This window comes from Desulfobacterales bacterium, assembly GCA_029211065.1.
Classification (GTDB): Bacteria; Desulfobacterota; Desulfobacteria; order Desulfobacterales; family JARGFK01; genus JARGFK01.
The window spans coordinates 1-12001 of sequence record JARGFK010000125.1 but is presented as its reverse complement, the minus strand read 5'-3'; the positions used below and the strand labels follow the sequence as shown (position 1 = coordinate 12001).

17 protein-coding genes are annotated in these 12001 nt (G+C 49.1%); all 17 read left to right on the top strand.

Annotated elements, in window-relative coordinates:
- Positions 1-112 precede the first annotated feature (112 nt).
- The gene (locus tag P1P89_19760; GenBank protein ID MDF1593750.1) at positions 113-694 is read left to right on the top strand and encodes a hypothetical protein; all 582 of its coding nucleotides are present in this window, start codon (positions 113-115) and stop codon (positions 692-694) included.
- Positions 694-1032, top strand: coding sequence for a hypothetical protein (locus tag P1P89_19755; GenBank protein ID MDF1593749.1), 339 nt, complete (start codon positions 694-696; stop codon positions 1030-1032). The genes P1P89_19760 and P1P89_19755 overlap by 1 nt, the downstream gene beginning before the upstream one ends.
- Positions 1029-1538, top strand: a complete 510-nt coding sequence (locus tag P1P89_19750; GenBank protein ID MDF1593748.1) for a hypothetical protein — start codon at positions 1029-1031, stop codon at positions 1536-1538. The genes P1P89_19755 and P1P89_19750 overlap by 4 nt, the downstream gene beginning before the upstream one ends.
- Positions 1535-3040: a DUF3383 family protein gene (locus tag P1P89_19745; protein ID MDF1593747.1), complete on the top strand. Its 1506-nt coding sequence runs from the start codon at positions 1535-1537 to the stop codon at positions 3038-3040. Before P1P89_19750 ends, P1P89_19745 begins: the two co-directional genes overlap by 4 nt.
- 11 nt (positions 3041-3051) lie before the next feature.
- Positions 3052-3483: a hypothetical protein gene (locus P1P89_19740; protein MDF1593746.1), complete on the top strand. Its 432-nt coding sequence runs from the start codon at positions 3052-3054 to the stop codon at positions 3481-3483.
- A 9-nt stretch (positions 3484-3492) separates the two neighbouring features.
- Positions 3493-3849, top strand: coding sequence for a hypothetical protein (locus tag P1P89_19735; protein ID MDF1593745.1), 357 nt, complete (start codon positions 3493-3495; stop codon positions 3847-3849).
- Between the two features lie 62 nt (positions 3850-3911).
- Positions 3912-4070 (top strand): hypothetical protein, encoded by a 159-nt coding sequence (locus P1P89_19730; GenBank protein MDF1593744.1) that lies wholly within the window; start codon positions 3912-3914, stop codon positions 4068-4070.
- Position 4071: 1 nt separating this feature from the next.
- Entirely contained in the window at positions 4072-5577 is a 1506-nt protein-coding gene (locus P1P89_19725; protein ID MDF1593743.1) for a hypothetical protein, read from the top strand.
- Positions 5577-6353 (top strand): hypothetical protein, encoded by a 777-nt coding sequence (locus P1P89_19720; GenBank protein MDF1593742.1) that lies wholly within the window; start codon positions 5577-5579, stop codon positions 6351-6353. The genes P1P89_19725 and P1P89_19720 overlap by 1 nt, the downstream gene beginning before the upstream one ends.
- A 14-nt stretch (positions 6354-6367) precedes the next feature.
- Positions 6368-6709, top strand: coding sequence for a hypothetical protein (locus P1P89_19715; protein MDF1593741.1), 342 nt, complete (start codon positions 6368-6370; stop codon positions 6707-6709).
- Positions 6706-7536, top strand: a complete 831-nt coding sequence (locus P1P89_19710) for a hypothetical protein (protein ID MDF1593740.1) — start codon at positions 6706-6708, stop codon at positions 7534-7536. The genes P1P89_19715 and P1P89_19710 overlap by 4 nt, the downstream gene beginning before the upstream one ends.
- Complete coding sequence (locus tag P1P89_19705; protein MDF1593739.1) at positions 7536-8249, top strand: Gp138 family membrane-puncturing spike protein; 714 nt, start codon at positions 7536-7538, stop codon at positions 8247-8249. The genes P1P89_19710 and P1P89_19705 overlap by 1 nt, the downstream gene beginning before the upstream one ends.
- Positions 8249-8605, top strand: coding sequence for a hypothetical protein (locus P1P89_19700; GenBank protein ID MDF1593738.1), 357 nt, complete (start codon positions 8249-8251; stop codon positions 8603-8605). The genes P1P89_19705 and P1P89_19700 overlap by 1 nt, the downstream gene beginning before the upstream one ends.
- Complete coding sequence (locus P1P89_19695) at positions 8602-9780, top strand: baseplate J/gp47 family protein (GenBank protein ID MDF1593737.1); 1179 nt, start codon at positions 8602-8604, stop codon at positions 9778-9780. The genes P1P89_19700 and P1P89_19695 overlap by 4 nt, the downstream gene beginning before the upstream one ends.
- Positions 9780-10511, top strand: a complete 732-nt coding sequence (locus P1P89_19690) for a DUF2612 domain-containing protein (GenBank protein MDF1593736.1) — start codon at positions 9780-9782, stop codon at positions 10509-10511. The genes P1P89_19695 and P1P89_19690 overlap by 1 nt, the downstream gene beginning before the upstream one ends.
- 10 nt (positions 10512-10521) lie before the next feature.
- Complete coding sequence (locus P1P89_19685) at positions 10522-11733, top strand: hypothetical protein (GenBank protein ID MDF1593735.1); 1212 nt, start codon at positions 10522-10524, stop codon at positions 11731-11733.
- An 88-nt stretch (positions 11734-11821) separates the two neighbouring features.
- On the top strand, positions 11822-12001 hold a 180-nt coding region (locus tag P1P89_19680), incomplete at its 3' end, for a hypothetical protein (GenBank protein ID MDF1593734.1).

The window sequence follows — 12001 nt, the reverse complement described above, 5'->3', positions numbered from 1 at the left end:
GCTACGGTTCTGAGCTACAACCGGGAAGCAACCGGGCGGCATTGTTCAACGCTACCAAGTACGGCAAGCAGTTTCTTCTGTTAACCCGTAATCGGCAAGGCGGCTGTTTTGTATGAAACTCTCACCTCAACAGATGGTTAAACATACCAAGCGCATGGCGGACAACATGAAGATTGCCCGAAATGCCCGTGTCGCTGTTGGCCTCCCTGCCGAGAAAGTGGGAGGGCAGGTTTATGGCAATGGTATGACTGTTGTTGCAATTGGCGCAACTCATGAATTTGGGGCTACATTTATGCACCCTGGCGGAACGGGGTATATTGTCGAAAACGGGAAGGCCAAGTTTGTATCATCATCAAGGGGAGGCGCTGTTGCGGGGTTTACCAAGGCGCATATGATTACCATCCCGAGAAGGTCTTTTCTTCGGGTGCCTTTTCAGATAAAAGCGGACGAGATGGATGAGGCCGTAGCCAATCAATTCCGGATGGTTTTTGAAAAAGGGACTGATGCTAAAAAAGCACTTGGACTTATAGGAACGATAGCCGTGAATATAGTTAAAGGGGCATTTGTGAGCCGGGGATATGGGGCGTGGCCTGACATAAAACCTAGCACAAAGAAAGCTAAGGGGTCTAGTCAGCTGCTTGTTGATAATGGTATCCTGAGGGGATCAATAACCTACGTGGTCAGGGGCGCATAATGATTAACGTGTCCGACGTGCTTACCGAATGGTCTAAGCCGGTTAAGATTAAATCGGTCGGTGTTGATACCGTTGACTTTGTCCCGGTTGAAACCGTCACCGCCCGGCTGCAAGATTGCGTTGTCCAAGTCGCAGAGAAGGAAGATATTAAAAAAGATAATATCGACTGGTCGAAAGAATACTTGATGGTCCACAGTAAGGAATCAATCGTAATGGGTGAAATAATCGAGTTTGAAAACGAAGATTACAAGGTTGTTAGCCGTGGGCCGTGGCGCGGGTATGGGTACATGGAAGTGATCGCCGAACAAACTAAAGAGCCGTTACGGGTTGCCACATGAACGAGGTACTCCGTCAAACCGCCCTCTTTATCCGAGACTTGCTTGGTTACAGCGAGCAATTAATCAGGATCGGCAGGATGGATTTTGATATCCAAGATTTTACCATGGAATATATCGGGGTTGATAGTCTCGGACAGTCTCAACGGCTTTCAAGCGGCGAAGGATATGACGGCGCTACAGAGATTATGACCTATGCGCAGAATTGGCGAGCACCGATTACAGTTTCATTTTACGGGGACAACGCTTGGTACATGGCCAACAAGTTTGCATTACTTATCAAGTCTCAAAAGAGTTTTGAATTACAGCAAGCGCAGGGCATCGGCATTTTACAGGCCAGCGGCATCACAGACGTTAAAATCCTTGCTGGGCAACAGTACGGAGAGCGTCAGGAAATCACTTTAAACGTGCTATACAACGTGAGCGAGGATGTAGCCACAAAACGTATCGACACCGCACAGCTTGAAGTGTGGACAGAGAATAACCCCATCATTGAGGAAACAACATGAGTGTTAATATTGAAAATGTCGTAACTGTGCAACTGCTGGAAGGCGCACAGCTTGCCCTGGCCGATAATCCGAACGTCTGTTTGATAATGACCAGCCAGCAAGATGGCCCAATTAACAGCGCAAACAGGTATCAGGTTTATTCAGACCCTGGCTCTGTTTCTGCCGATTTTGGCACCTCGAGCGCCGCAGCGAGTTTCGCAAATGCTTTCTTTGCCACCAGTCCTAATCCGATTGCAGCAGGGGGCCGGTTGGTTATGGGATATTGGCGGGGTGAAAGTGAAGCAGTAGCCGCTACCGCCGCGACCTTGACCGGCGGGCAGCTCCAGGAAGTGACCATCGTTGACCAGATGCAGCAGATATCTGATGGGTCTATGACCATAACGGTTGACGCCGCTGCCGCTGCCCAAGTATTAAGCGCTCTGGACTTCCAAGCCGTTACCAGCCTGGCCGATATTGCCGGGGTTATCGACACCGCTCTGACCGGAGCAACCGCCACGGAAAGTAACGGTAGCATCCTGATAACCAGCCCTACAACCGGCGCTCTTTCAACGCTCACCTACGCAACTGCGCATACGGCAGGAACCTTTATCGGTGACATTCTTAATCTTACCGATGGTTCCGGGGCCGTTCTTGTCCAAGGTGCAGCCGCCGCAACGCTGGCCGTCGAAACCATGCTTGAAGCCATCACAGAGCTTGCAAGCCTGGTTAAATTTCGGGGCGCTATGTTTATCAGCAAGCCACTTGACACTGCCCGGATCGACCTTGCCGAGTGGGCGCAGGCTAACAATGTGCTGATGTATGATGTTTTCGACGATCCTACAAACCTGGCCCTGAGTGTAACGAATCCTGTATGGGGGATCAAACTAGCCGGGCGCACTAATTACCGGATGCTCTACAGTAAAGCCGGGAGTCGTAAGCTTGCCGCTACATATATGGCACGGGTTCATACAGTCAACTTCGCCGCCGAGAACACGGCACTAACAATGCAGCTGAAAGAGCTTGCCGTGTCTGCCGAGTCTTACACACAGACCGAAGTTGACGCAGCTTCACGGGTCGGCCTGGACATCTACACGACCATTAAGCAAACCGCTACCGTCCTGACCTCTGGGGCTAATAATTTTGTTGATGAACGTTACAACCTGATTGCCTACGTTGATTTTCTTCAAGTTGATATGTATAACCTGCTCAGGCAAACAGCAACGAAGATTCCGCAAACCCGCCGGGGTATATCTCAGCTTGTCGATCAGGCCGAGAAAACCACCCGGCAGTTTGTCCGTGCCGGGGTGATTGCTCCTGGCACGTGGACTTCGCCTGACTTCTTCGGGAATTATGATACCTTTTTGGATAATGTTCTGACAAACGGATATTACTTTCTGGCCGGCGCCTTGGCCGATCAGTCGCAAGCAGCCCGAGAAGCCAGGAAGTCGCCGGTTATTCAAGGTGCAATTAAACTGGCCGGGGCCGTTCATTCGGTCGATCTGGTCATCTTCGTTAACCGATAAGGAGCTAAACTATGCCTGTTAATAATCTGCCCGCAGATGCAACCACCGTCGTCCTCAATGGCCGGGCAATCACCGACCTGGCTGAGGGTGACATTATCACTATTGAACCTGTTAACCCTGCCACCACCCAAATCAACGGGATAGGCGGCAGCGTCAACATCAACGAGAGATCGGATAAGGACGTTCATAACGTTACGATCAGGGTTCTGAAATATTCCGAATCCGATTCTTTCCTGAACAACCTGCGCCGTCAATCGCCGGTCCCGATAATCACCGGATCGGTAAAGACCGCATACAATCGTGATGGAGCCGACGCCGAAGAGTCCTGGCTGCTTGAAGGTGGCTCGATCACCACCCAGCCGACCGACACCAAGAACAGCACGGACGGAAATGCCATGATGGAGTATGTTATGATGTTTCGCACCGCTACTAGGAATCTATAAGGGGCTTGAATGGATAAGGCGCAACAGGCCCAGGACATGATCCGGGCGGTATACGAAGAGGGTATCGCTGAGATTAACGGGCGGGAGTATCGTATAACCTCACTGACCCACAAAAAGCGGCGGAAAGTGTTTGCCTATTTCACCCACGTTCAGGCTGATTTACAGAGGCAAGACTTCTCATTTTTAGATTCAGAACGATGGGCGGCGGTTGAAGCGGTGATTGAGAACGTGGTCACTTTTGAAGATGCTTTGCTTTCCAAGTCTTCCGACCACTGGGAAAAATACCCCGGCGATTACCTCATATTTGTTTCAACCATGCTGGGGGCAATCAGCTACCCTTTTTTGTCCGGGATCAGTGGCGGTTAAAAGTCTATGCACCGCCACCTGAGAATGACTTTATTCTCCACACTAACGTACAAAGCGAGGATATGGCTGTTTTCTATTTGGCAAAACAGGGCTACGGTTCGGTAAAAGAGATAAGGGGATGGGATACGCCTGAATTTCTGGACGCCCTGGAATATGAAGCGATAGACAACGCCATTGCCCGGCACCTGAGATGGAAATCAGAACAAGAGAACCGGAAATAACATGGCTACAGTAACGGAACTTGTCACAGAATTTTCATATCAGGGGTCTGAAGCGCCTCTTAACCGGTACAATCAATCACTGAACCAATCAGTAGCCATCCTTGCGTCAATGGCGGCGGTTCTGGTGGCAACCGGGGCCGCTGTTGGCAAGTGGGCATCCGGTGTGCTTGAAGGTGAGCGCAGCCTTTTTAATCTTTCCTACACTTCAGGCGTGGCAATCGGTAAAATCCAAGAGTTGAGTTTTGCTGCTGGTATGATGGGTTCATCTTCCCAGGCCATGCAATCAAGTATTGAATCCCTCTCTGCTACAATTGGTGATGCGGCGCAAAAAGGCTCAGATGATTTTGCCAGGCTTGGCATAGCGGTTAGAAATTCGCGGGGTGAAGTTAGGCGGGCCGACGAAGTGCTTGACGATGTACGGCGAAGGTTTAAGCAGCTTAATCTTTCCATGAGCGAGCAAATGGGCTTTGCCAGTGCTCTCGGGATTGATACATCACTATTGCGGTTGCTTAACCAGACTGACCAACAAATGGGCAATTTGATGGAGCGTGCCCAGGAGCTAGGCACATTAAACGCAGATCAGGCCGAGCAAGCCGAGCAATACAATCAAGCGCTGATGGCCCAGCGTTTCGCAATGGACGGGCTGAGGCGGCTGATAGCCGTGGGACTCATCCCAGAACTAACCAAGCTGGTAGAATGGTTTACCAAGCTGTTGAAGGAAAACCGAGATTGGATCGTTATTGCCGTGCAAGAAACCCTTGGGGTATTAAGAGATTTCATGGATTTTTTAGGCAGGATGTGGCCAATTCTATCTATTCTATCATTAGCGTTCCAGGCTCTCAAGTTTGCAACGCTCGAATGGAACGCCGCGCTGTTTGCAAATCCCGTTTTCTGGATTGTTGGCGGGCTCATTCTCTTGCTTCTTGCTGTTGATGATTTGATAGTGGCTTTCCGTGGTGGCAAATCTGTTATCCGTGACTTTTTCCAAGAATTCCTCGGCATTGACATAACCCCGATCTTGCAGGATATGGTGGCTGATTTCAAAGAAACCTTTAGACAGATCAAAGATTTAACCGAGGACGTTGTATCGTCAATAATCGAGACATTACGGGGGGTAAGTCTATTTATAAAGGGCGATCTTGTGGGCGCATGGGATGCCTTTGGAAAAGCCGGGGAAAAGCAAATAGATGCCGTCACCGGCAGAAAAGATAATGAGTTTGTCGAAAGGCTGAAAACCTTTGGCATGATAGCCGGCGGGCCGGCTGTTTGGGCGGGGAGCTTGTTCGGTAGCCTAATGGATCAAATACAGTCTCAGGGCGGAATCGATTTTAACATCGGGCGCCCAGGCGAAACACAAGCGCAAAACAACCGAACCTCACATGTCACTCAGAACAATGAAATAAACGTAAGGGCCAACGATCCAGAACGGGCCGCTCGATTGACAGCCGACAATCTGCAAGGGCAGATGGACGATGCACAAACTCAAGCGAACCGAGGCGGCATGTAATGGGATTGGTTCGGGATTACATAGATGGTGCATTTAAAAACGAGTTTGCGGGAGAAGTTAGCATTGACGGTTTCGCGACCATAGCTATTATACGGGATAACATCAAACAAACCCGAGAAGCGCCTGTTACGTATCTCGAAGATGGCTCACATGTAAACGATCATATTATCCGCAACCCGATTGTGGTTAAAATCGAGGGAAATATTTCAAGTGTTTATGTAGAGCCGCCGCCCACACTTAAAGAAATTAGGGGAACGGAAACCATCGTGGGTGAAGTCGCTCAATATCTCCCCGGCAGAACACAAGCACAACTTAGCATCGTCGCCGGGATTACCGCCGACATTCAGCAGCGAATAGACCAACTTGACAGCGCAATACGGACTAGCCAAAAAATCGCCGACAAGGTCGGCTATACTGGCCTGACAGATCTCGACCAAAGGAAATTCGCGAAATCTAACATCGAAGGGTTCATCGACAAAATAAATGGGTTGTTAAATTCAGATGCCTTAATTACGATTTCAGGGCCGCTTCAAACGTATGACAATATGTGTATTTTGGCTTTTGAGTACACGGAAAGCAGCACCTCAGAAGCGGTAGATTTCACTATTGAAGCACAGGAGTTAAGATTCGCTCAAACCTTAGTCGGCAAAATAGCGAAAAAACCAGCGGCAGACACCAAAGGACAACACGCCGGAGAAACAGACAAGGGCGTACAGGCTGGCAAAAAAGTAGAGAAAAGCCTTATGTATAGCTTCAAGGAAAGAGTAAGCCGCTAGAGGGGGACTGCGGAATGATACAGATAACAAATCTAACCGATGAACCGAACCAGCGGCATACTGTAATTTTTGAAGAATCCGAGATAGTGGTCAAGCTGCGCTTTTTCCCCCGCCATCATTTCTGGTCGATGGATGTCGTATATGGTACATATCAAGTTTTTGGTGTTAAACTGTCTGTCGGGGCCTTGCATATCGAGAGCGGGAATCAGCCTTTTGATTTTACCGTAATGGACAACAGCGGAAACGGCATTGACCCGTACAGGATAAATGACTTTTCAAATGGTCGGTGCAGCCTTTATATGTTCGAGCGAGCCGATATGTTGTTAATAAGAGATGGCGAGGCGGTCCCGGCGTGAGCTATCCCCGCTTCAATAGAGACTTCGAGTTAAAAATTGAAGCACTGGGCGGAGAGATTACCATAACCCCGCCGATGCGTATCCAGTTCCAAGCTGATAAATCCATTTATGGCGGCTTAAACAAGATACAGGTCCAGCTCGAGAACCTTGAAGAACGGAAACGGTTAGCATTAGTTAAGGATGCCGAACAAAACAAGCGGATACCATTTCAGCTTAAAGTCGGCTACGAAGGGCAGCTTAAGCTTATGTTTAAGGGAACAGTCCACAAGGGCAGTAATGAACGGCAGGGCCCGGATTTAATCAGCAAGATAGAAGGGCTTGACGGCGGCTTTGACTTCCTTAATTCATTCACCAGCAAGACCGTAGAAGGCGCACAAAAAGCGATTGATGAATGCTTGGCCGATATGCTAAACACCAGCAAGGGCAAGATAACTCAAAGATCGGAATTAAGTCGTCCTAAAGTATTGGTTGGGAATACAGCAAAATTAATTGAAGATATGGTCGGACCCAATGAAACATGGTATATTGAAAATGAGCAGCTTTATATCGTCAAATCTGATGAAGTGGTGGAAAGATTTATATCGCTGGTAACGGCTCAAACCGGATTAATCAGCACACCATCTCGTGAGAATCAGCAAACAACTTTCGAAACTCTTATGAACCCGGCGATTAAAATAGGGAACTTGGTTAACCTAAAATCACAAACTGCACCTTACCTTGATGGTGTATATCGCGTCGAGACAATCAGTTCACAGGGCGACAACTACGGCGACCAATGGAGCCAGACCTGCACAGGCCGACCGTTGCCAGGGTACAAGGTACTGTAATGGAACGGAAACAGCTTACCGATACAATAAACGCCGCCTTGCATTTTACCTTAGCGAATCTCCATACCGCCACTATTGCCCGTGTTGTCAAAGTCAGAGAAAAGACTATCGACGTTCAGCCTGTGATTAATCGTGAGGTTGACGGCGAATCAATAAAACTTCCCCTGTTCGTCAAAGTGCCGCCGGTTTTCATGCAGGGCGGGTCGAGTTACTCAGCGCATCCAATTGCGGCAGGTGATTATTGCCTGCTCGTTTTCACCGAGCGTTGTTTTGACCGCTGGTATTCCGGCCAGGATGAAAGAAGTCCGGCAGAATATCGGATGCACGATTATTCAGATGGATTTGCAATTGTCGGGCTTAACCCGCAAGCCGTGGCCAAAACAATTCCCACAGTGATTACCCATATCGGCGATACCTATGCCGCAGGGGACTACGAACAGATAGGAAATTATACCCACACCGGCAACAGAGTCCAGACCGGCAACCATACCCAAACGGGAGATTTTACTTTAACCGGGAACATGTTGGTTGATGGGAACATCACCTGCACGGGGACCATTGCGGCGGCTAACTTTACCGGGCTATCCGGGACGCCGCTGTCAAGCAGTGTGAACATCGAAACAAGCGCCGATGTAAAAGCTGGAACGATTAGCCTGAAATCCCATGTTCATCCTGAAAATGATAGCGGCGGACCGACGGGGACACCAATATAATGCGAGTGCGATCAATAACATCTTTGGGTGATTGGACGTTTGGCAAGGGTAAGGCTAATTATCTGACCACCAGTAAGGCCATTGCCCAGAACGTCAAAACCCGCCTGCGGTCTTTTCTTGGCGATTGGTATCTTGACACCGGACATGGCGTTGACTGGCTTAACCTGCTCGGCAATAGAGGCACGGAGCGCAGGATTGTCCGGGCCGTCGAAAAGACAGTCCTGCAAACCGAGGGGATTGTGACGGTAAGCCGCATCGAGATTATCCGCCGTGATCGTAATCGGGGGGTTGCAATCGAAGTGGATTATACAGACGTTTTCAACGCACAACAGCAGACAATCGAGGTTCCGGCATGACGGCTCCCAGATTTACCCCGAACGGCATAGAAGTCCAGACCTACGACGAAATATATCAAGAGCTTGCCGACGGCTACCGGCTGATCTACGGCAACGATATAAACTTAGACCCTGATAGCCCGGACGGCCAACGGGTAGCAATCGAGGCGCAGGCCCGGCTTGATGTGCAATCGTTCGGGAGCCTGCTATATAATCAGCTTGACCCAGATTTTGCCCTCGGCGAAGCGCTTAACAGTCTCATTAAGTTATCAGGAATTACCCGGCGCCCTGCGACAAGATCACAAGTTGACGTAAGCGTTACCGCCTCACGGCCCGTTACTTTGCCAGTTGGCTACGCGGTTGAAGACACGCTAGGGCAGGTATGGGAAACCATCTCCGAGATTGTTCTAGCTGCCGGCATCACGACCGTGACCCTGTTCGCTGAAAACTTCGGCGCTGTTGAAGCTGATCCCGCAACCGTGGCCGAACCAGTTACTTTTGTTATCGGCGTTGACACCGTGACCAATCCGCTATCTGCCACAGTCGGGCGTGAAGAAGAAACAGACGAAGAGCTAAGGATTCGGCGCAACCACTCCCTGGAAACTCCCCGAAGCTCGGCCCTTGGCCGTTTGTTCACAGCCGTTGGCGACTTGGCCGGAGTTATTGACATGGCAATCTACGAGAATGATACAGACGCCACAGACATCGACGGAATCCCGGCTCATTCATTGTGGGTCGTTGTTGAAGGCGGAGCAGTTGACGATATTGCCGAATCACTGGCCAAGAATAAGACGGGCGGGAAAGGAATGGTCGGAGCCGTTGCGGGAGAATGGACAGAAGAGGTTTTAAAGCCTGATGGAACCACCTTTACCATATTTCATACCATGAGCTTTGATCGGCCTACATACGTTACTATCTTGGTCAAACTGAACGCCACAAGAAAAGATCAAAGCTCTCCGATCGATACCGCCTTGATTGCCAACAAAATATCAGAAAAAACATTGAGTATCGGCGAGAACCTACTTGCGAACGATCTTTACCGGAACGCATTTGAGGCTGGAGATAACTTCATTCCGACCGGATTAGAAATCAGCAGGGACGCCGGGGTAACGTGGACGGCAGGCAGACTTGTAACTGACCTTGACGAGAAGTTTATCATTGGTTCTTCAGGTGTAACCGTGACTGAGATTATCTAATGACCGACTTTAAACAGTCATACATCGACCTGCTGATTAAGCAATATTGGCAGCAGGATAATGCACCTGCCGAAATCAGATTACAGGCCGGGACATGGGAGAAGTCAGTTGATTGGCTGCGCTCGTTCCTGACCGAGTTTGACCTTGATAACGCCACAGGAGACCGGCTTGACATAATCGGACGGATCATCGGCTTAAAAAGGTTGGTCCCTTTTATCGTGCCGAAGATCGCGTTCGGCTTTGATGAAAATCCTAATGCCAGGGGCTTTGATGATAAATTCCTGACGCTGGCCGACCGTGCGCCATTTGCTGATAAATTCGAGCGGCAATATACGTCATTACAACTTGACGATACAGTTTTCAGATTCTTTATCAGGGCAAAAATATCTAAAAATTCAGGTAGTCCATATCTGGTAGACGATGAAGGATTGGCCATCCAGCGTGTTGTCAATGTATTGTTCGGTGGTAGCGCATATGCTCTTGACAACCAAGATATGACCCTCTCCCTATACGTATCACCGGCTTATAATCTTGACAATCTCCGGGCGATAATCAGGCTTGATTTATTGCCAAAACCACACGGGGTAGATTGGGAACATATTATTCAAGCGGGACCGGGTGAAACTTTCGGGTTTGCCGATAATCCTGATTCATTACCTTTTGCGGACAAATTCGATCTAGCGAATCAACCAGGCGGACGTTTTGCCGAAAAAATCATAATAGACGCATAGGAGTTAGACAATGGCAAAAATTAGCAGATATTCCGGGGATTTAAAAGCATTTGCAAGCGCCGCAACAGGGACAAATAGAACTGTTTTTGGCTCTACAGTGCAGGCCAACGATCTTGATAGCAATGTAAATTCTGATTTCCTTTCAGGCTGGGAGATTGTTGGGGTTAACGAAAATCCCACTAAACAGGATTTCAACGCTTTCGCGTACACATCTACTCAACTCATGGCTTATCTTCACCAGATCGGAGTGCCGGAATGGTCTGGTACACAGGAATACCATATCGGGAGCATTGCAAATCTGGCCGGGATTTTATATGCCTGCAAGACAAACAGCCACAAAAGCGTAACCTCTCCAAGCGCAGATGCAACGAACTGGGAACGCGCTTTCCCCGCAACCGGCACTACTGCTGGCAACGTACCCCTGGTTAATCAAGCCGTTACAGTTATCCCGTCGGCTGCAACCGTAATCCTAGGGCCTACATTAGTCAATCTAATAACCGGCGGCACACCTGTTACAGCGTTTTCAGGTACGCCGGGGGTGCGGTACAAGTGCATGGTGGACGATACGGTTAACAACCTAGATTTGGTACACGCTCCAGGTACATTATTTATTTTTCAGGGCGAAGCTAATGTCAGCTTACCTAGACACACATTGTTTGATGTTTATATCCGTACCGCGGAAAATTCATGGGTTCAAAACATCATACGACCAATCCCTTCATACAACCTAATTGACGAGAACACCTTTGCCACAAACTCAGCAACCCGCCCCCCGAGTCAGAAAAGTACAAAGACATATATTGCCAGTCAGATTCTTAATGAAGCCGACTTTGTTTCCAACTCAGCAACAAAGGCTCCGAGTCAGCAGAGTACAAAGACCTATGTGGACGCTCATTTTTCCACCACCACGGTTACCAGCGGCGGGGATTTTACGTCCGGGACACTGTATATTGCAAGGGTTGGAAATGTGGTGACGATAACCTATGATAGTCATGGCCATGCGTCAGCAGATTCCGCAATATCCGCCGTTGGCATAATCCCCGTCGAATATCGGCATTCTTATCCTAATAGTGTTCCTGCAGTTAACACGGTGCAAGCTAGTGGAGTTGTCTTGGTGGGGGTTTCGGATGATGGCCGATTTTGGGTCCGACACATAAACTGGACTGGTGGCGCTACCACGAGAACTTACACCGACAGCGGGAGCATCTCTTATGTAGTATAGCGAGTTGACAACTTTGAGATATTTGGATTGACACTAAAGAAGAACCGGGGGCGTTGTGATTAAGAAAGTATTAAAGAAAGTCTACAAGATGACAATCCTCGCGCCCCTATTAATCCTGCCCGGGTGCGGGGTAATCACCGGCAACCACTTCGAGCCGATGTCCAGACAGGATTGGGCCTTGCAAAGCATTACAACAGCCGCCCTTGTCGTGGATTGGGGGCAGACACGGGATATCAAGAACCATGAGGGCTACTTCGAGCGTAATATT

What these genes read in the sequence shown, in the direction of transcription:
- P1P89_19735 (MDF1593745.1), top strand. Translation starts at nt 3,493, where the DNA reads ATGGATAAGGCGCAACAGGCCCAGGACATGATCCGGGCGGTATACGAA.
- P1P89_19690 (MDF1593736.1), top strand. Translation starts at nt 9,780, where the DNA reads ATGACCGACTTTAAACAGTCATACATCGACCTGCTGATTAAGCAATAT.
- P1P89_19745 (MDF1593747.1), top strand. Translation starts at nt 1,535, where the DNA reads ATGAGTGTTAATATTGAAAATGTCGTAACTGTGCAACTGCTGGAAGGC.
- P1P89_19705 (MDF1593739.1), top strand. Translation starts at nt 7,536, where the DNA reads ATGGAACGGAAACAGCTTACCGATACAATAAACGCCGCCTTGCATTTT.
- P1P89_19700 (MDF1593738.1), top strand. Translation starts at nt 8,249, where the DNA reads ATGCGAGTGCGATCAATAACATCTTTGGGTGATTGGACGTTTGGCAAG.
- P1P89_19685 (MDF1593735.1), top strand. Translation starts at nt 10,522, where the DNA reads ATGGCAAAAATTAGCAGATATTCCGGGGATTTAAAAGCATTTGCAAGC.
- P1P89_19740 (MDF1593746.1), top strand. Translation starts at nt 3,052, where the DNA reads ATGCCTGTTAATAATCTGCCCGCAGATGCAACCACCGTCGTCCTCAAT.
- P1P89_19750 (MDF1593748.1), top strand. Translation starts at nt 1,029, where the DNA reads ATGAACGAGGTACTCCGTCAAACCGCCCTCTTTATCCGAGACTTGCTT.
- P1P89_19715 (MDF1593741.1), top strand. Translation starts at nt 6,368, where the DNA reads ATGATACAGATAACAAATCTAACCGATGAACCGAACCAGCGGCATACT.
- P1P89_19695 (MDF1593737.1), top strand. Translation starts at nt 8,602, where the DNA reads ATGACGGCTCCCAGATTTACCCCGAACGGCATAGAAGTCCAGACCTAC.
- P1P89_19725 (MDF1593743.1), top strand. Translation starts at nt 4,072, where the DNA reads ATGGCTACAGTAACGGAACTTGTCACAGAATTTTCATATCAGGGGTCT.
- P1P89_19720 (MDF1593742.1), top strand. Translation starts at nt 5,577, where the DNA reads ATGGGATTGGTTCGGGATTACATAGATGGTGCATTTAAAAACGAGTTT.
- P1P89_19730 (MDF1593744.1), top strand. Translation starts at nt 3,912, where the DNA reads ATGGCTGTTTTCTATTTGGCAAAACAGGGCTACGGTTCGGTAAAAGAG.
- P1P89_19755 (MDF1593749.1), top strand. Translation starts at nt 694, where the DNA reads ATGATTAACGTGTCCGACGTGCTTACCGAATGGTCTAAGCCGGTTAAG.
- P1P89_19760 (MDF1593750.1), top strand. Translation starts at nt 113, where the DNA reads ATGAAACTCTCACCTCAACAGATGGTTAAACATACCAAGCGCATGGCG.